The sequence below is a fragment of the Flavobacterium gawalongense genome (assembly GCF_007097265.1).
In the GTDB taxonomy this organism is placed as follows: domain Bacteria; phylum Bacteroidota; class Bacteroidia; order Flavobacteriales; family Flavobacteriaceae; genus Flavobacterium; species Flavobacterium gawalongense.
The window spans coordinates 24,847-43,957 of record NZ_VJZP01000006.1; the positions used below are offsets into that span (position 1 = coordinate 24,847).

Annotated in this window: 13 protein-coding genes; 6 read left to right on the plus strand and 7 right to left on the minus strand. The window is 34.5% G+C overall.

What is annotated here, in order from left to right:
* The first annotated feature begins 60 nt into the window (after window positions 1-60).
* Complete coding sequence (gene pckA / locus FNW38_RS05100) at window positions 61-1,701, plus strand: phosphoenolpyruvate carboxykinase (ATP) (RefSeq protein WP_144066635.1); 1,641 nt, start codon at window positions 61-63, stop codon at window positions 1,699-1,701.
* A gap of 1,047 nt (window positions 1,702-2,748) precedes the next feature.
* On the opposite strand, the gene FNW38_RS05105 is transcribed toward pckA, so the two are convergent.
* The 7 genes from FNW38_RS05105 to FNW38_RS05140 all read right to left on the minus strand — a co-directional run bounded on the left by FNW38_RS05105 (window position 2,749) and on the right by FNW38_RS05140 (window position 9,496).
* Window positions 2,749-3,417 carry an alpha/beta hydrolase gene (locus FNW38_RS05105; protein WP_143386303.1) on the minus strand — a complete coding sequence of 223 codons (669 nt, stop codon included), beginning with the start codon at window positions 3,415-3,417 and terminating at the stop codon, window positions 2,749-2,751.
* Window positions 3,418-3,486: 69 nt separating this feature from the next.
* Window positions 3,487-4,320: a 4,5-DOPA-extradiol-dioxygenase gene (gene ygiD, locus FNW38_RS05110; RefSeq protein ID WP_143386302.1), complete on the minus strand. Its 834-nt coding sequence runs from the start codon at window positions 4,318-4,320 to the stop codon at window positions 3,487-3,489.
* Window positions 4,321-4,390: 70 nt separating this feature from the next.
* A complete protein-coding gene (locus FNW38_RS05115; protein WP_143386301.1) occupies window positions 4,391-4,954 on the minus strand; it encodes an ester cyclase in 564 nt (187 codons plus the stop codon).
* Between the two features lie 79 nt (window positions 4,955-5,033).
* Window positions 5,034-5,864, minus strand: coding sequence for a helix-turn-helix transcriptional regulator (locus FNW38_RS05120; protein WP_144064634.1), 831 nt, complete (start codon window positions 5,862-5,864; stop codon window positions 5,034-5,036).
* 392 nt (window positions 5,865-6,256) lie between these two features.
* Complete coding sequence (locus tag FNW38_RS05130; protein ID WP_144064635.1) at window positions 6,257-6,721, minus strand: Arm DNA-binding domain-containing protein; 465 nt, start codon at window positions 6,719-6,721, stop codon at window positions 6,257-6,259.
* A gap of 673 nt (window positions 6,722-7,394) precedes the next feature.
* Window positions 7,395-8,876 (minus strand): Fic family protein, encoded by a 1,482-nt coding sequence (locus FNW38_RS05135; RefSeq protein ID WP_143386298.1) that lies wholly within the window; start codon window positions 8,874-8,876, stop codon window positions 7,395-7,397.
* A 152-nt stretch (window positions 8,877-9,028) separates the two neighbouring features.
* Window positions 9,029-9,496 (minus strand): single-stranded DNA-binding protein, encoded by a 468-nt coding sequence (locus FNW38_RS05140; protein WP_144064636.1) that lies wholly within the window; start codon window positions 9,494-9,496, stop codon window positions 9,029-9,031.
* An 876-nt stretch (window positions 9,497-10,372) separates the two neighbouring features.
* On the opposite strand from FNW38_RS05140, the gene FNW38_RS05145 reads away from it, so the two are divergent.
* The 5 genes from FNW38_RS05145 (at window position 10,373) to FNW38_RS05165 (ending at window position 19,011) form a co-directional block, all read left to right on the plus strand.
* Window positions 10,373-11,746, plus strand: a complete 1,374-nt coding sequence (locus FNW38_RS05145; protein ID WP_143386296.1) for an MFS transporter — start codon at window positions 10,373-10,375, stop codon at window positions 11,744-11,746.
* 116 nt (window positions 11,747-11,862) lie between these two features.
* Window positions 11,863-12,885 (plus strand): sugar kinase, encoded by a 1,023-nt coding sequence (locus FNW38_RS05150; RefSeq protein WP_144064637.1) that lies wholly within the window; start codon window positions 11,863-11,865, stop codon window positions 12,883-12,885.
* A 10-nt stretch (window positions 12,886-12,895) separates the two neighbouring features.
* The gene (locus FNW38_RS05155; RefSeq protein WP_143386294.1) at window positions 12,896-13,567 is read left to right on the plus strand and encodes a bifunctional 4-hydroxy-2-oxoglutarate aldolase/2-dehydro-3-deoxy-phosphogluconate aldolase; all 672 of its coding nucleotides are present in this window, start codon (window positions 12,896-12,898) and stop codon (window positions 13,565-13,567) included.
* Between the two features lie 219 nt (window positions 13,568-13,786).
* Window positions 13,787-14,302: a cupin domain-containing protein gene (locus FNW38_RS05160; RefSeq protein WP_144064638.1), complete on the plus strand. Its 516-nt coding sequence runs from the start codon at window positions 13,787-13,789 to the stop codon at window positions 14,300-14,302.
* A 545-nt stretch (window positions 14,303-14,847) separates the two neighbouring features.
* Window positions 14,848-19,011 (plus strand): hybrid sensor histidine kinase/response regulator transcription factor, encoded by a 4,164-nt coding sequence (locus tag FNW38_RS05165; protein WP_144064639.1) that lies wholly within the window; start codon window positions 14,848-14,850, stop codon window positions 19,009-19,011.
* Window positions 19,012-19,111: the final 100 nt, after the last annotated feature.

Below are 19,111 nucleotides of genomic sequence, written 5' to 3' on the forward strand. Positions count from 1 at the left end.
AGGCAATATAGATAATAATGATATCAACAGGACTAATTATGAAAAATAAACTAAATTTCTATGAAGAATAACAATCAAATTAAGAAGTCGATTTCATTAGAAAAATATGGGATTAAAAATGTACACGAAATTATTCATAATCCTTCCTACGAGCAGTTAGCCAATTATGAGTTAGATCCTAATTTAATAGGTTATGAAAAAGGACAAATTTCTCAACTCGATGCCGTGAATGTTATGACTGGGGTTTTTACGGGTAGATCGCCAAAAGACAAATATATTGTTAAAGATAACATTACTGAAAATACTATTTGGTGGACTTCTGAAAAAGCACCGAATGACAACAAGCCAATTACACAAAATACTTGGAATGCATTAAAAAAAACTACAATTAATCAATTATCCGGTAAAAAAATATATATAGTTGATGCTTTTTGTGGAGCCAATGAAAATACACGTTTAAAGGTACGCTTTATTATGGAAGTTGCTTGGCAAGCTCATTTTGTGACTAACATGTTTATTCGTCCTACGAAAGCAGAATTAGAAAATTTTGGTGAGCCGGATTTTATTGTAATGAATGGTTCTAAAACTTCATTTAAAGATTATACTAATCACGGATTGAATTCGGAAGTATATGTTGCTTTTAATTTGACTGAAAAAATGCAATTAATTGGAGGTACTTGGTATGGAGGAGAAATGAAAAAAGGAATGTTCTCCATGATGAACTATTATTTACCATTACAAGGAATTGCATCGATGCATTGCTCTGCTAATAAAGGAAAAGAGGGTGATGTTGCTGTTTTCTTTGGATTATCTGGTACAGGAAAAACAACATTATCAACAGATCCGAAACGGGAATTAATTGGAGATGATGAACACGGTTGGGATAACGACGGTGTTTTCAATTTTGAAGGTGGATGCTATGCTAAAACTATCGATTTAAGCAAAGAAAATGAGCCTGATATTTACGATGCTATAAAAAGAGATGCTTTATTGGAAAATGTAACCTTAGATAGTAAAGGGATTATAGATTTTAAAGATGGCTCGGTTACTCAAAATACAAGAGTTTCCTATCCAATTAATCATATTCAAAATATTGTAAAACCAGTTTCCAAAGCTGGACATGCTAACAAAGTTATATTTTTAACAGCTGACGCTTTCGGAGTGATGCCACCAGTTTCAAAACTAACACCAGAGCAAACTAAATATTATTTTCTTTCTGGATTTACTTCAAAATTAGCGGGGACGGAACTTGGAGTTACGCAACCAGAGCCTACATTTTCAGCTTGTTTTGGAAAAGCATTTTTATCATTGCATCCAACAAAATATGGAGAAGAGCTGGTAAAAAAAATGAAGCAGCACCATTCCACCGCTTATATGGTAAATACAGGTTGGAATGGAACAGGAAAAAGAATTTCTATTAAAGATACTAGGGCTATTATCGATGCAATTCTTGACGGTTCGATCGAAAAAGCAGAAACCAAAATAATTCCAGTTTTCAATTTAGAAGTACCAACGTCTCTAGATAATGTAAAGCTTGATATTTTAGATCCTAGAAATACTTATGCGAATGTTTCTGAATGGAATAATAAAGCAATTGATTTAGCCTCTCGTTTTATTAAAAACTTTAAACAATACACTGATAATGAAGAAGGTGTAAGTTTGATAAACGCTGGTCCACAAATTCAAAAAATAGAAATTTAGATTTTTGATAAAAAAAAGCATATAAATCTATAAAAAAAATATTATTATGAGTAAAGAAAATTAAGAAGTGAAGCTTTGGCTTACCATGCCTAACTGCAACCCGGAAAGATAAAAATCGGATCAACAAAACCGTATGTAGCCCAACGTGATTTGGGACTAGCCTATTCTCCTGGAGTGTCTGAGCCTTGTTTGGCGATACATGAAAATAAGGTGATTTTTAATAGACACTGATATACCCAGTATACCATTTCATAATGACTACTACGTTAGAGATTGATTGAATAATATTTAATGAATATAGTTATATTATATCTAAAATTAAAAGAGGTTGTTATCTTGAACAACCTCTTAATTTTCTATTGTCAAGATGTTTATTACTAAAAAGTCATGTTCTAAGTGATAAAAAAGGTTTTGGCATGAAATACGTTTTTCTTGTATTTTCTAGTTTGCTCGATTCGATACATATTATACGGAATAAAAAAATCAACTTGTTTTTTTTCAGGTAATTAATAATTTTATTCGCACCACAGTTCATATTTTTTTTAGATACAACCAATTAAGACATCAAAGACTTAATTACTCAAAAAGACATTCCTTTTTCCAATTCTAAAATCGAGGTGTGAATAAAATCATTAAACACCAGTTTTTGTTGCCCCAAAAATTAACCAACAGGGAATAACTTGAAACTGCTTTAGGAGGAAATATATTATCTTACAACACGATAAGCCCGCAATTCTCATTGCAAGGAAATACACCCGCAGAAACCTTTTCAGGAAAACCCATAGCCATAAATGTTTATAAAATGCATTTTTACGAAAAGAAAACTTTGAGAACATCAGCAAACCAACAAAATAGGTGTAACGGTTGTATTTGATATTGAAAAAGCAAAAACCCAATACCTGTTTTTCTCCTGTATTGGATTTTTATAGCTTCAAACTATCCATGCTTTATTTTGATAATATCATAACAGCCTCACTTTTAAATCAATTCCTTAATATGGAACCTTTTATTATAAAAGAATCGTTTTAGGAGTAGTACAGCAAGTTATTAGTGAGTAATATTTGTTTTTAACCAAAAATTTACGTCATCAAACATTTGTTTATTGACAGTATGGCCCTCATCGTATTGATGGAATTCGGGTTTTATACCCTTTGTTTGAAGATACGATACGGCATCAGCTGCAAAAGGAAAATGAAGTACCGCATCTTGTCTGCCATGGGAAACGAAAACTTTAAGTTTATCTAAACGTTTTTCATCCGCAATAAGAGGTTTAACTTCCGGAAGCAGCCTGCCGCTCATTACAGCGATTCCTTTTATTTTTTCAGGTTCAGTAAGAGCCACGCTGTAACTCATTATACCTCCCTGGCTGAAGCCCATCAAATAAACCTGTTTATCATCAAAATCAAGTTCATTTTTCAGACTTTCAATAAAATCAAGAATAGTTACTCTGGCAGCTTCGGCCTGCTGCTCGTTGATCTGGGGGTGTCCACCGGTAAAATTTACCTGAAACCAAGCAAAACTTTCCGGTCCCAGAGTAAGTGGCCCACGTGCTGATACTACTAAAAAGTTGTTCGGCAGGTCGTTGGCAAAAGAAAAAAGATTTTGCTCATTTCCACCCACCCCATGTAATAGTAACAGTAAAGGCGGATTTGTTGTTTTGGTTTTTGGCTGTCTCACAAGGTAATGCAGCGTTGTTTTTTCTTTGCTGGAATTCATAATGGTAAAACTAAAAATTGAAATTAAAATTAGGATGCTAAAGCATATCCAAAAAATTTTTTTTTATCATCATGCCTTATCTATTTTTATAGAAAGCATATTGAGTGATCCGGCTACTATGGCGTCATTAAAAACAGTAGCCTTTTCGTCTTTTTCCCTCAGAGCGAGTGTGTAAAGCATCGGAATGTAGTGTTCAGGAGTGGGCACGGCAAGCTGGAACTCACGTCCCTGTTTGTCGAAATTGATAAGAGACTGGTGATCATTCTCTAGAATCATTTTTTTTATTTTTTCATTCGCAATATGAGCCCATTCGTAAGCATATCCGGGTAGCATCATTTTATCCCATGCTGCCAATTGTAAATTGTGTACCGAGTTACCGCTTCCAACAATTAGAACACCTTTGCGTCTTAATGCTGCCAGCTCTTTTCCCAATTCATAATGATAAGAAGTAGGTTTGGTATAGTCAATGCTCATTTCGACAATAGGAATTTCGGCATTGGGGTACAGGAATTTTAAAACTGTCCAACAGCCATGATCTAGCCCCCATTCATTGCTCAACCCTATAGAGGTTGAAGTGATTAGTTTTTGTGTTTCCAATGCGAGCTCCGGGCTTCCAGGTGCAGGATATTGAACGTCAAAAAGTGCCTGAGGAAAACCTCCAAAATCATGAATAGTTTCTGGTTTTTGCATTGCCGTTACAAAAGTACCCTTGGTTTCCCAGTGAGCTGATATACAAAGAATAGCCCTTGGTTTTGGCAATGTTTTGGCCATCTGCTGAAAACCTTGGGTAAAACTGTTATTGGTCAGAGCATTCATCGGATTACCGTGTCCAAGAAAAAGAACGGGCATTCTTTCTGTAGGACTAAAAGGATTCGTAGCTGTTTTAAGGGAGCTGAGCTGCATTGCTGCAGCTCCCAGTGGTAAAATAGCCATGGTTTTAAGAAAATTTTTTCTATCCATTTTTATGCTTTATTTATTTTCCTACTATTTGGTCCATATAGGATTTATTATCCCAGAAAAGATATTCTTCCTGCATTACACCGTTTTCCCAAACTCCGATGGTTGCCATTGGAATTTTGAATTTCTTACCCGTAGGCTGTATAAAAGTACCATCTCCTGCGGGCATAGGCTGTGTAAACGTACCTTCCATATAACCCATTACGGCAGTAATATTGCCTGAGCCAATTTTAAAAGGATGCTCTTTAATACGGGTGTCTGGAGCATATACAAACATAGCATCAAGAGTTTTGATATGCTGCTCCAGACCCACCTCAGTATGACCGTCAGGAAAGTGTACCTTAATATTTTTTGCATGGCTTTCGTGCAGACGTGTCCAGTCACGGTTACTGAAAACCGTATAGTCTAAAGTGTCAAAAGTTTCAAGGTGTTTCGCTACTTGAGCGTTAGCAGCGGTAAGCTCTTTAATTTGTTTTACCAAAGATGCCTTATCTTCTTTTTTTTGTGCAAAAGCTGTAGTACTCAGAGCTGTAAAAACAAGTATTGCACCAGCTACCTGTCTTGTAATTGAATTTTTCATAATGTATCATTTTTATAATGCAAAGTTGGGACTTAATGACAAGGTTGGGGTAACACTTTTCGGAAGAAAGGTTGTGTTTTTAGGAAAGCTGCTTCTGAATTTCGTCCCTGAATTCCGTTGGAGTTAAACCTGCTTTACGCTTAAAGGCATGGGTAAAATAGGTTTTTTCATTAAAACCAAGTTCATAACCTATTTCAGCCACATTTTTGTCGGTGGACATAAGAAGATTCTTGGCCTGAGTAAGTTTACGGATTTCGATAATTTCCGAAACGCTCTGCTGTAATATATTTTGGCAAATTAGGTTCAGGTTGCGCGAAGTCATGAAAAGTTTATCGGCATAAAAATTTACATCCTTTGGTTCTTTATAATGTTCTTCCAATAATTGTAGAAAATTTTTAAAAGTGCTGCTTTGTATTTTTTTAGACTCATCATCGTTCAGATTGAGTTTTCGGCGTTCAGATTCTATCATGGTAAAAAGGGCACTTAGTAATTGTTTGATTACGGCCAGGTCAGGAGCATCCTGCTGGTATTCATCATAAATTATTTTACATATAGTGTCTAACTTCTCAAAACATTTATTGCTCTGCATTGAGATGTTGGCTTTATCATGGAATGATGCATAAAGGCTAAAGGTAGTTTCTGCGATAAATTCACTTTTGAACCTTAATACCCACATATCACATTGGCCATCTTTAAGAAGCGGCTTGATACGATGGATTTTTCCCTGAGTTACAAAACTAATAAAAGGCGCGTCCATCAAGCGAGATTTGAAATCTATAAAATGTTCCAGCTGACCTTGTCCACCGATAATTAGTTCTTCAAAATTGTGGGCATGGGGCTCATTCACAGAATGCATTATCTTCTCAGATTCTGCAGCTGTAATGCGAAACATTTTAAATATTTCCGTCATGGTTTGTTTTCTAAGGATATGTTAAAGGTAATTATATTTATAATAAGTTCTAGCTGATCATCATTTTTGCAAGGATGAATTAGACTCTTGTTGTATTGAGTTAAACATGTTGCAAAGCATTTTAGACCTCTTTACAATGGGACGCTAATCATTAATAAGTCATTCGATAAGGCTTCCGGAACAAAAGTACTTGAAGATGGAGAAGCAGACCTCGTAGCGTACGGCGTACCATTTATCGCAAATCCTGATCTTGTAAAGAGATATCAGTTAAGTACAGATTTAAATACTCCAGATTCCTCAACTTTTTACACTACAGGTGAAAAAGGTTATACTGATTATCCTTTTTTATCTTAAATAAACTGATTTAAAAATTATGGTGAATAATATTTTACCTATGAGCATAAGTAGGAATGTTTAATAAAATCCTCTACATGTTTTAGTGTAGTTTCATATCGTTTTGAGGTACTGGATGCATATTCTTTGTCAATTAATGCCTCCATTCTTTTATTATGGTCTTGAAAAATAGGAATCAACATTCTTTTTTTTTCTTTCACACCCATAAACTTGTTTTTGAAACTATTGGCAAAAATTTCTTGATTGTTGTTAATCATTGACTTTTCGGTTTCATAAACTTTGTTTCTTAGAATATCTAGATAACTATTAATTGTACGGGCTTCCTCTGAATTGCCTTTAATTTTGCCTGCTGCTACTGACCATTTTGAATTTTTAACATACTTTGATGTGCTAATTTCAATTCGAACTCCGTCAATCGTAATTCTTAAATAGATCGGTAGTAAACCGTTTTTTAATGCTCTAGAACTTTTTGTATAAAAAAGTATTGCAATTTTGTTTTTCATAATGTGGTGACTTTTGAAGTTATTAAATTTCGACTTTAAATATTCTATTGTCAAGATGTTCAGTATTCAAACCCCTTATTAAACAAGGTCTAATCTGAAAATCGGGGACATTTTTTTTAAATTAATTTATGTCCCCGAATTTGCACCCTTACGATTATGATTTAATGATGATATTTGAAATTAATAAAAACGAAAAAGCCTGTAAATCCTAAGATTTACAGGCTTTTGGTTTCAATTGAAAATGAATTTGTGGAGTCGCCTGGATTACAATCGAACACCTTATACAAATCTTAACTTTTTTTGATAGCTTAAAATTATGAATTAATGTATTGATTTTAAGTATTTTAAGTAATTTTTTTTTTGATGATTACTTTTTAAGTTTAAAATGTTTAACTACGTGTTTTTAACGTTTTTTAATAATTCTAAGTTTTTTAAAGGTAAAAAGTTGTAACTAAAGGAGGCGTGAGAGTTCGACTGTCGAACTCTTTTTTACAGTTGAACACTTTACAAACATTTTGGTTTCATCCCTCATAATATTTCCGGTTTATTGATAAACTGTTGCTACTAATATTTCGCAGGAAAGTAGGAGCGGAGTTCTCTCCGCTAAGATAATAGTTTCTTGGTTCAATTCCTTGATAGCTTGTGCTACAACACCGATGGGATAAACATTTGTCTATTCGCCGACAATCCGGAGGATATGCTCATCTCCTTCCTTAAATGCGTTGCTTTGGACAAGTACATGTTTCATACCGTTCAAATCCTGTCCCGAAAGGGAAGTACTGAATAGTTGCGCCCGCTGGAGCATCCTGATATAGGTATCTGGTTCGCTCCTTCTGGTCAATTGCCTTAGTCCTCCAAGATAATCCTCCCGGAATACAGTTGGGATGATAATCTTTGACTGCCCTTCCTTTACTAGCTCGGCGTTCATCATCACCCGTGCAATCCTTCCGTTTCCATCTGGAAAAGGGTGTACCTCACTAACCAAAAACATCATATAGGCTGCCTTTGCAAAAGGATGTGCCAATCCCCGGTAAAAATCAAAGCCCCGGATAAGTGTGCCCCTTACAAGGTTGTAATCTACAAACTCAGTGTCCCCAGCTCTGTTGTTGCGATCTTTAAAAGTTCCTGGATTTTTGTTGGGCCTGGCACTGAGCATGATCTTATGCCGGTATAGGAGTATTGTTATCAGTTCTTCCGCGTCTTTTGGCGTTATGGACATTTCCTGCCGATTGCTAACGATTTGGTAAGTACCCAATACATCATGGGAATCCTCGTCCCTTGCCGGCAGGGGCTTTTGTGTCTCTATGATCCTACGTGCATCTTCCACCTCAAACCGTGTCCCTTCAATAAAATTTGAGAAATACGCTTCATAAAACGCAAAATTGCGGAATAATTCCTGGGTTGTATTCTTGTCCGGGATATCAGCAAATGTCCTTTGCTGAAGTTCCACGAATAGCTTTTCGAAAAGGTTGAGCCTGTCCGGATCGTAAGGATGCCCGAATGCCCTGGCAATAGCTATCGGGGAGGTCAGGATCTTGGAATTTCGCGTGGCGAGCATAGAGCCTATTACGGCATTAAGTTTGTTGAATTCCTTTTCCATGCCAAGTACCTCACTAATTTCACGTGCTTTGTCGCGCAGTGCATTCAGCCCATCCTCTCCCTGGACACGGACTATAGTTTCCAGTTTATCTTCAATTTGCCTGCGCTCCAGGGTTTTTGATTCTTCACCTGACTTTCTGGATTCCTGGAAGTTCTCAATCATGGCCCTTTCCTTTTGCGCAACATATAATCCATCACTCATTGGATTATCCCCGGCAATTGGAGGATGCCCTTTTACGATATTCAGGGTAATGCCCGGTAATTTCACTTTTCTTTCGTATGTGTAGGTCAGGAAGATGTCCCCTGTTTTGGTAGGGGCAAATTCAAGGGCGGAACGGTGACTTAATAAAATCCCCGGATAGAGATGCCCTATAATTCGAAACAGGCTACGCCGTATAATGACAGATGGGTCTTCCTCCAGATTTGGGGTATATATTTTCGGGGCTATTTTCCTGATATGCCCCTCTTTTAAGAGTCTTGAAATAGCCCTGCTGATTTCTGGGTTGCTGGATGAAAATATAATCTCCTGCAGATGCAATGATTTACCTTTTTCCATGATTATATGCCTACAAATTTTTCAAGGCAATTTAAGTATATTACCCCATAGTGACAAATTTTTGATGATAAAATATTGGTTTTTTACAAATTTTTAGCGCTATATGTGATTAGGTATTTAATTTATTAAGATTATAAAAACAAATATTACGATTAAATACAAATTTTTAATGCTAAATTAATTGTATATACAAAAAAATATAGATAGTGAAGAAAATAATTCTCCTTTTCTTCATCTGGGTGGCAAATAGTTCTTCCTCGTAATCTTCTCCCAGAAAAAATGTGGTCAATATCACTGGAATTTGCACTTTTGGCAAAGACTAAAAATTTAAGGCTGTTGATGTGAAACGTAAGGCTTCCCATTGCTTTGCCTTCGGTACTGCTATATACGTTTAAGCTTATGCGTCCAAACAATTGTACGATTGCACCTTTCTTAAGCCATTGTGCCGTTTTTGAATTGAGCCAATAGGAACAATTGATGTAGGTTGTAACTTCTCTTACTTCGGTACTTCTTTTAGGCTTGTAGCTGTCATTGATAGCAATACTAAAATTGACTACTTCTTTGTCGCTGTTAACTTTGTTAACTACTGCGTCAGCTGTTACTCTTCCTGTGATTTCCATAACTTGATTTTTTAATAATTAATATTGTTTACATTTCTTTTCCTTTAGCCATCTGTCCCTCAAAATATTTTCAAAAGGAAAAACGGAGAAAAAGAAAGCAAGAAATAAGTGGCTTAAGAATGTGTAGAGCTATAAGTCCCGAAGGGTGACAAGTGCAACGCAGCCATTATGCGCTTGCAACATTCCTAAGACACTATCTTAGCTGCCTTTTAGTCCGTTTCGAACGAAAATATTACTTAAAATTTCTAAAAAAAATCTTATGTTTTCGGAATTAGGTATACGGGCATTTTAATAGGAATAAGAACAGTAGTATACAGTATGCAAATAACCATCACTTGATTCTTACCTATAGAAAATATTGGACTGCCAATGGTTGTGATTAAATTCATTGATTTATTAGTGAATATTTAAAGTTGAATCTGAATATTGTAGAATCTGTTTTAACTCACCAAATTCAATAATTTGAAACGAGGAGTGCAATAAATTTTTTAAAAAAGTCATTTTTTTTTAGGATAAATAGCGAACTATCCATTGGTTGCTCTGCATTCTTTTTCATACTTAAGAAAAACACAATATTATTCTTGATTTTATGCGCTCAACTCATCAGCCTATTCAGTTGAAACATCCTGTTTTTGCTTATTGATTTTCGTTCTTTTTCTATTTTATTGCTTAAAATATGTTGATATTCAGTATTGTAAAAAAATAGTTATAAATATTTTTTTATAAATTTAAAACATGTAGTAATAAAAACTATTTTTGTACAATCGATTGTATTTTTCTATGTCTTGTTTTGTGGGATGATATTTTACCAATCGGAATAGAGGATTTATGGAATAAATAATTTAATTATTAATTTTAATTTTTTTACAAACTTATATGAACGAATCAATTAAATCGATTGGAAGTTACCGTTGGACAATTTGCGGACTACTTTTTTTTGCTACAACAATTAATTATTTAGATCGACAGGTATTAAGCCTTTTAGCTCCCAGTTTGTCAAAAGAATTTAATTGGACAAATACTGACTATGCCAATATTACTGCTGTGTTCCAATTTGTGTATGCTTTTTCAATGTTGTTTGCAGGCAGATTAATTGATAAGTTGGGGACTAAATGGGGGTTTATGCTTTCCATAATAGTCTGGTCCGCTGGTGCCATAATGCATGCCTATGCAATCCCAATTGGAGGTGTTTTTTCAAATGTACTAACTTGGGTAGGAATTAGTGCTGTTCCGGTTTCAATTGCAGGTTTTATGCTTTCAAGAGCGATTTTAGGTTTCGGGGAATCCGGAAATTTTCCAGCGGCAATTAAGGCAACTGCTGAATATTTTCCTAAAAAAGAAAGGTCATTCGCAACAGGTATTTTTAATTCCGGATCAAATATCGGAGCTATTTTAGCACCATTAACAGTTCCATGGATTGCTGTAAACTGGGGATGGCAAACTGCTTTTATTCTTGTTGGTGCTATTGGTTTTATATGGATGTTTTTCTGGTTTATATTTTATGAAAAACCAGAAAAACAAAAAAGATTATCTAAAATAGAGTATGATTATATTAATGCCGGACATGAATCTGAAATTGTAAATCAAGAAGTTTCGAATCAAGGAAAAGTGGCTTGGTTTAAACTATTAGGATATAGACAAACATGGGCATTTGTATTTGGTAAATTTATGACTGATGGTGTTTGGTGGTTCTTTTTGTTTTGGTTACCAAAGTATCTAGAAGCTCAATTTGGGATGGTAAAAACGGATATTGTATTTCCTATTGCAGTGCTCTACAGTATGACGATGATTGGTAGTATCGCTGGCGGATGGTTTCCCATATATTTCATTAAAAAAGGACACAATCCATATGACGCAAGGATGAAGGCAATGTTATTCATAGCATGCTTTCCTGTAGTTGTATTGTTTGCTCAACCATTAGGGTATATTAGCTTTTGGATACCTGTTTTACTTATTGGTGTTGGTGCCTCTGCTCATCAGGCATGGTCTGCTAATATTTTTACTACAGTTTCTGACATGTTTCCTAAAAAAGCGATTGGTTCTGTAGTTGGTATAGGAGGAATGGCTGGTGGAATTGGAGGAGTACTGATAACTAAATTAGGAGGTGCATTATTTGATTATTATGAAGGATTAGGACATATTCAAACTGGTTATACTATTATGTTTGGTATTTGTGCTTTGGCTTATCTAACTGCATGGGGTATTATGAAAACGTTGGTTCCTAAATATAGCCCAATAACAGACTTATAATAAGCAAAAAAGGTTATATAAAGTAATTTAATAACTTTATAAGAATAAAAGAGTAGTCTAAGTTTCTTGTAAAGAGTTAAATAAAATAAGAATACTAATTGATTAAAATTTTTAAATTGAAAAAAGTAATCACTTTTGGCGAAATAATGTTACGTCTTTCAACAGAAAGGCATTTGCGTTTTGAGCAAGCAAAGGCATTTACGGCTACCTATGGTGGAGGTGAATTTAATGTGGCAGTTTCTTTAGTTAATTATGGTGTAAATGCAGAGTTTGTAACAAGGCTTCCCAATAATGAAATTGGTGCTTGTGCGCTAAAAGAAATGAGGAAAATGAACGTAGAATCTAAAAATGTAATTTATGGAGGAGAACGTTTAGGAATCTATTTTCTTGAAACTGGTGCAGGGACTAGAGGGAGTAATGTAGTTTATGACCGTGCTCATAGTTCCATGGCAACCATTGAAAAGGGAGCTATTGATTGGGAAAAAGTTTTAGAAGGAGCTACATGGTTTCATTGGAGTGGGATTACACCCGCTATATCTGAGAGTGCAGCTGAAGCATGTTTAGAAGCGGTTAAAATAGCTCATAAATTAGGTTTAACTATTTCATGCGATTTAAATTACAGATCTAAATTATGGCAATATCGTAAAACACCAAGTGATGTTATGCCTGAACTATTGCAATACAGTAATGTGATTTTGGGAGATATTGATACGGCTTATTTTATGTTAGGAGAAGCTAAAGTAAATCCTAATTATCAAGATGAAAAAACACTTCCTGCTTTGTATACTAAGTTGTTTGAATTATGCCCAAACTTAAAAACAGTGGCAACTACATTACGTTATTCTGTAAGTGCTTCTCATCAAAGAATTGGAGGTGTTTTATTTGACGGAAAAACTATTTATAATGCAGCTGTAAAAGAAGTGACTCCCGTGGTAGACCGTGTAGGTAGCGGAGATGCTTTTATGGGTGGATTAATTTATGGTTTGTTGGAATATCCAAATAATGATCAAAGAGCTTTAGATTTTGCAGTTGCAGCTTGTTGTTTAAAACATACAATAGCAGGAGATTACAATTTAGTTACCTTAAAAGAAGTTGAAAATATGCTAGATGGTGATTCCGCCGGATTAGTTTCAAGATAAATAAAAAATTATGGCAAAATATTCAAGAATAGAAGTAGCAAGTGTAATGGCAGCAACGGGAATGGTTCCTTTGTTTTTTCATACCGATGTTGAACTAGGAAAAAAAATTGTAAAAGCCTGTTATGATGGTGGAGCACGTCTAATGGAATTTACCAGTAGAGGTGATTTTGCTTTTGAAATTTTTGGAGCGCTTAATAAATATGCATTAGCAGAATTACCGGGAATGATCTTGGGGGTTGGTTCTATAACTGATGCAGCGGCAGCTTCACTTTATATGCAATTAGGAGCTAATTTTATCGTAACTCCAGTTTTAAGAGAAGATATTGCTATTGCTTGTAACCGTCGAAAAGTATTGTGGTCTCCGGGCTGTGGTTCGCTTACTGAAATTGCACGAGCAGAAGAATTGGGTTGTGAGATTGTAAAATTATTTCCAGGAGATATCTACGGACCTAATTTTATAAAAGCAATAAAAGGGCCTTGTCCTTGGACTAGCATCATGCCTACTGGAGGTGTATCAACTTCGGAAGAAAACTTAAAAGGTTGGTTTGATTCAGGAGTTACTTGCGTAGGAATTGGATCTCAACTTATTTCTAATGAAATCTTGGCAAATAAAGATTATGATGGATTGAAGCTGAAAGTACAAGAAACCTTAGCTATAATTGATAAAATCAGAAATAAGTAAACCTTAACATTTCATTGCATTTTTAACTATTCTAATTCGTTAGAATTAGTTGAAATATATGGGCTTACTATAAAATAAAGTGAAATACAAAACCATTCTTGAATCAGAGTGGATATAAGATGTTTTAGATTTTTTTAGTTTTTTATTCGGGGCTATAAGGGTAGTCTAAGCCCCGATTTATTTTTCTAAACAAATTCACCAAAATAAACAAATAAAAATATGGATTTTAATTTATCACCAGAATTAAAAAAAGATGCAGTTTTTGAAAAAATTGCTAATTTCTTAAAAGAAGAAAATTTTACAGTTATTACGCAGGATCAAACTAGGCCATGGGGTGGTTTTTTTGTAATTGATGAAAGTGAAGCAAAATCTTTTGCCGTAAAATTTTTTCCACATCTTGAAATGTCGCAGATTCAGATTACAAATAAGTTAAGTCCTAAGATTTTGGTTGTTGCCCCAAATAAAAGATTGTCTTGGCAATATCACTTTAGAAGATCTGAAATTTGGAAAATACTTTCTGGCATTGTAGGTGTAAAGACAAGTGCCACTGATGAAGAAGGGGAGATTCAGAAACTTGCTCCTGAAACTTTTATTAAAATGGAAAAAGGAGAGCGTCATCGCTTAATTGGTTTGGACTCTTGGGGGATTGTAGCTGAAATTTGGCAACACACAGATCCGGAAAACCCATCTGATGAAGATGATATTGTTCGTTTACAGGATGATTTTGGAAGATAAGGATTTAAAGTACATGGTGTATGGTGGTTTTAAATTTAGTAAGCTGATTTAATAATTTGGGATTCTAATTAGGAAAAGTGTGATGTTAAACAAGCTGCACTTTTTTCAATTAGAATCAAATACAAACCAAAATTATCAGGCATGAAATAAAAAATTGTATCGGATGTAGGTACTCACTAAATAAAGAATTAAAAAGATTTATATCAATAACGAATTTTTTTTATAGTTTTTTAATAAATCACAAAAAAGGTTTGTCAGTTTATTTTCACGGAACGGGAAGTTTTACTTTTAATAGATATTATTAGAGTGTTTATTATAAGGACATTATTTATTTACATAAATAAAATATAACTATTTGGTTTCCATATATTGGCTAAATTAAAACCGCTAAGTGCACTATACTTTATTTTAAAAATTAGATTTGGATTGAGTTAAATAACAAATTTTAGTATTTCCCCTTATAATTTTTCCTTTTTATTCATTATTTTTGAAAGTCATAATACGAACACTAAATTCATTTTAAACTACTTGGAGAAAGAAATGTAATGAAAAGCAAACAGTTAATTTGGGTTCTATTTTTTTTGGTTACCTGTTTCTCTCATGCCCAATTTTCAAATTTAAAGTTTGAAAATTTCGATACATCAAAAGGGCTTTCGAGTAGTACCTGCGTTGATATCTTTCAGGATCGTGAGGGTTTTTTATGGTTTGGAACCATTGATGGTCTTAATAAATACAATGGTTATGAATTTGAAGTTTACCGAACTATTCTGGACGATCCACATTCAATCAGTAATAATAGAATAAATGTAATAACTGAAGATGGTTATGGACGTTTGTGGATTGGAACCGGTAATGGATTGAATGTTTTTGACAAGAATACAGAGCAATTCTATAAGATTGATTTATATCAGAAGAAGGCAGGCGAAGCAAATTTCCGTGAAGTTATAAATGGTCTTCTGTACCATAAAAAAACGAATACGCTTTGGGTAGTTTCTAAAAATGGTGTTATTAAATTGTTGCTGGACAATACTGGAGGCGGTTCTTATGATACCATTAAGTTTACACATTATATCCATAATCCAAAAGATAAAGGATCGATAGACAGTGATGATGTAACTAATGTTATAGAAGACAATAGTGGGAATATATGGTTAGGAACTAAAGGAAACCATTTACATAAGTATAATCCTAAAACTAATAATTTCATAAGATTTCCAATCGATTTCAAAGGCAGTCAATATTTGAATCATTTGCCTAAGCAAATTCTTGTAGACAAGGAAGGGGATTTTTGGATAGGAAATGATATCTCCCATTTATTTTTGTTTGATACTAAGAAACGGAGTTTTAGAGATATTTCCCCTGAGAATAAAAGTATTCCAATTTTTCACCTTTATCAGGACAAAAAAGGCATTGTTTGGGTTTCTACGGATGGAGGTGGAATTTTTCTGATGGACAAAAAGAAAGGTTTGCTCCAGCACCTGAAATACAATCCTTATGATCCTTTTTCATTGTCAAACAATCAGCCTTCAAAAGTTTTGGAGGATAAAAACGGGATTTACTGGATTGCCACCTATAATACCGGGGTTAATAAATTAGCAATGTCTAAAACCTCTTTTGGGCATTATTTTTATAAAAAGGAAAGTAATGAAGGGCTGAGTGCTAAAATCGCACAATCGGTGTTACAGGATAGTAAAAAGAGAATTTGGATTGGTACTGATGGTGGTGGTTTGAATCTTTTTGATGAGAAAAATGGTACTTTTAAGCATTTCAGGGCAAGACCAGGAGATCCCAATTCGTTGAGTTCAGATAAAATTGTATATCTGTTGGAAGGGGATAATGGTGTTTTATGGGTATGTACTTGGGATAGTGGATTGAACAAGTTTTATACCGATACAGGAATCGTTAAATCATATCAATACAATCGGAATAATCCTTTCTCAATAGGGCAAAACACTGTTTGGAGTGCCGAAAAGGATTTTCAGGGAAGGTTGTGGTTGGGTACTTCAACCGCAGGTTTAAATTTGTTTGATCCTGTTAATGAAAAATTCTACCAATACAAGAATATTCCGGGTGATTCGCAAAGCTTAATAAGCAATTTTGTGTTTTCAGTTTTTATTGATTCAAAAAACCGCCTTTTTACTGGTACCTCACAGGGATTATCTTTTACGGTGTTGAACAAACTAAAAGGAGACATCCCTAAAAAAATAAAATTCACTGAAATCAAAATAAAAAACATTCAGGGTAACCGGATTAATTATATAACCGAGGATTATAGAGGAAATATATGGGTTGGAACCGATATGGGGTTATATGAACTAGATCCTGAATTAAATTTGAAACATTCCTATTCTTCGCTGAACGGATTGCCTAATAATTTAGTTGTGGGTATACAGGAAGATAATAACAGGAATTTGTGGATCACCACGAAGGGAGGTTTGTCATTACTTAATCCCAAAACACAAACTTTTAAAAATTTCAATGCTCATGACGGATTGCAGGGAACTGAATTTCAAAGTAAATCGATAGCCAAAATTCAAGACGGTCGTATTATTGTGGGGGGGATAAATGGCTTTAATATTTTTAATCCCAACAATATTTCATTAAAATCAAATATTGTAAACCCGGTTATAACTGAAATAAGGTTGTTCAATAAGAAAATAAATGCGGGTGATACCGTTAATGGCAGAATACTCTTAAATAAATCTGTAACAAAGATTAAAGAAATAGAACTTAAGTATGATGAAGGATACATTTCTTTCAGTTTTGTGGCGCTGAATTACCAAAACCCGGAACGGGTTAAATATGCCTATAAGATGAATGGGTTGGATGAGAATTTTATTAATGCAGGAAATAGTAGGATTGCCAATTATTCTAATCTGGAACCGGGGAATTATACTTTTGAAGTGATGGCTTCTGTCGACGGGCAGTGGGAGCAGGCTAGAAAATCTTCTATTCGAATTACGGTACTGTCACCGCCTTGGAAAACTTGGTGGGCTTATAGCATTTATGTGTTGGCGTTTGTTTCGGTACTTTGGTTCTCCATATATTATTATACTAAAAAGGTAAGAGAAGACAAAGAGCAGGAATTAGATCAAATGAAATTAAACTTTTTTATCAATGTCTCTCATGAGTTCAGGACACCCCTAACACTAATTTTAAACCCTGTTGATAAAATTCTCTCTGCTTACAACGATCCTGAGGAAGTTAAAAAATCGGCACTTATAATTCAAAGAAGCAGCAGACGCCTTTTACATCTTGTAAATCAGCTTCTCGATTTGAGAAAAATGGATCTTGGAAAAACTGAACTGGAACTTACCCGTATGAATATAGTGAAGTTCAGTAAAGACATTTTTTTGTTGTTTGAAGATCTGGCAAAGGCAAAAGGTATTCGGTTTGTGTTTGATGCGTCAAAAAAAGAAATTTATGGAATGTTCGATCCTGATAAAATTGAAAAAATTCTAACCAATCTGCTGTCAAATGCGGTTAAATTTACCGATAAAGGCGGCACGGTGACATTGTCTCTTTCCGAATTAAATCAAGAAAAGAGTAAGACCGTATTATGGTTTTTTAGAAAATTAAGGAGGGAAAGGCTACTTGAAATCCGAGTTTCAGATACTGGAATAGGTTTGAAAAAAGAACAGTTAAAAGAAGTCTTTCAACGATTTTTCCATGCGGATACCTCTAAAACAGGCACTGGAATCGGACTGAATTTTATTAAAAGTTTAGTTGAATTGCATAAAGGTGAGATTGTAGTGGAGAGTGAATATCACATTGGAACTACCTTCATTGTCAGATTGCCCGCGAATCTCCCCGCTGATAAAAAAGAGTCTGTTAGTTTGTATCAGACAGGCAATTACGAAATAGACAGAAACTCTTTAACATCTGCTGAGTACGAAATTGCAATATCTAATGAAGAGGATGATACAATTTCTTTGGAGTCTGAAAAAGGAAACAGACCGGTTGTTCTCATTGTTGAGGATAATAAAGAACTACGGAATCATCTCAAAAACGAATTGAGTAATCAGTTCCAAGTTAAGGAAGCCGCAAACGGACTCATTGGATTAGAAAAAGTCAGGAAATATTATCCGGATATCGTTATTAGTGATGTGATGATGCCGGAGATGGATGGTTTTGAATTGTGCAGACAGGTTAAAAATGACTTAGAGACCAGTCACATTCCTGTTATATTATTAACCGCTAGGAGTTTAGAAGAGGATAGGATCGAAGGATATGATACCGGTGCAGATGAATATCTTTCCAAACCATTTAATATAAATGTTTTAAAAGCCAGAATTAAAAACCTGCTGGAAGCTAGGAAAAGAGCAAGAGAACGTTTTGCCTCAATTGGCGGTATTCTTCCTTCCAGTGAAGTTACAACAAACTCGATTGATGAAATGTTTCTGGATAAAACTACCAAAATTGTGGTCGACAATATTTCTGATCCTGATTTTACATTGGAAGATATAATAAAAGAACTGGGGTTAGGTAGATCACAATTCTACAGAAAAATTAGTTCTATCACTGGACAAAATCCGAGTAATTTCATTAGAACTGTCAGGTTAAAATATGCTTCGGAATTATTATTGAGTAAAAAGTATTCTGTCAAAGAAATAACACACATGTGCGGCTTTAATTCTTCTGCCTATTTTACCAAAACCTTTAAAGAGCTTTTTGGTTTAACTCCTACCCAGTATCTGGAACAAAAATAGGATCAATAATTTCTAATTGTCTTCTTATCGTTAGGGGATAATTAACGCTTAATTTACGTCAGTCCGAAGTTTATTCTTTGTAAAGAATCAAACTTCGGAC

Bases quoted from the DNA above. Each gene is read 5' to 3' on its own strand.
- FNW38_RS05130 (WP_144064635.1), bottom strand. From the start codon at position 6,721: ATGAAAAACAAAATTGCAATACTTTTTTATACAAAAAGTTCTAGAGCA.
- FNW38_RS05160 (WP_144064638.1), top strand. From the start codon at position 13,787: ATGGATTTTAATTTATCACCAGAATTAAAAAAAGATGCAGTTTTTGAA.
- FNW38_RS05145 (WP_143386296.1), top strand. From the start codon at position 10,373: ATGAACGAATCAATTAAATCGATTGGAAGTTACCGTTGGACAATTTGC.
- FNW38_RS05165 (WP_144064639.1), top strand. From the start codon at position 14,848: ATGAAAAGCAAACAGTTAATTTGGGTTCTATTTTTTTTGGTTACCTGT.
- ygiD (WP_143386302.1), bottom strand. From the start codon at position 4,320: ATGCAGCTCAGCTCCCTTAAAACAGCTACGAATCCTTTTAGTCCTACA.
- FNW38_RS05120 (WP_144064634.1), bottom strand. From the start codon at position 5,864: ATGACGGAAATATTTAAAATGTTTCGCATTACAGCTGCAGAATCTGAG.
- pckA (WP_144066635.1), top strand. From the start codon at position 61: ATGAAGAATAACAATCAAATTAAGAAGTCGATTTCATTAGAAAAATAT.
- FNW38_RS05135 (WP_143386298.1), bottom strand. From the start codon at position 8,876: ATGGAAAAAGGTAAATCATTGCATCTGCAGGAGATTATATTTTCATCC.
- FNW38_RS05155 (WP_143386294.1), top strand. From the start codon at position 12,896: ATGGCAAAATATTCAAGAATAGAAGTAGCAAGTGTAATGGCAGCAACG.
- FNW38_RS05115 (WP_143386301.1), bottom strand. From the start codon at position 4,954: ATGAAAAATTCAATTACAAGACAGGTAGCTGGTGCAATACTTGTTTTT.
- FNW38_RS05140 (WP_144064636.1), bottom strand. From the start codon at position 9,496: ATGGAAATCACAGGAAGAGTAACAGCTGACGCAGTAGTTAACAAAGTT.
- FNW38_RS05105 (WP_143386303.1), bottom strand. From the start codon at position 3,417: ATGAATTCCAGCAAAGAAAAAACAACGCTGCATTACCTTGTGAGACAG.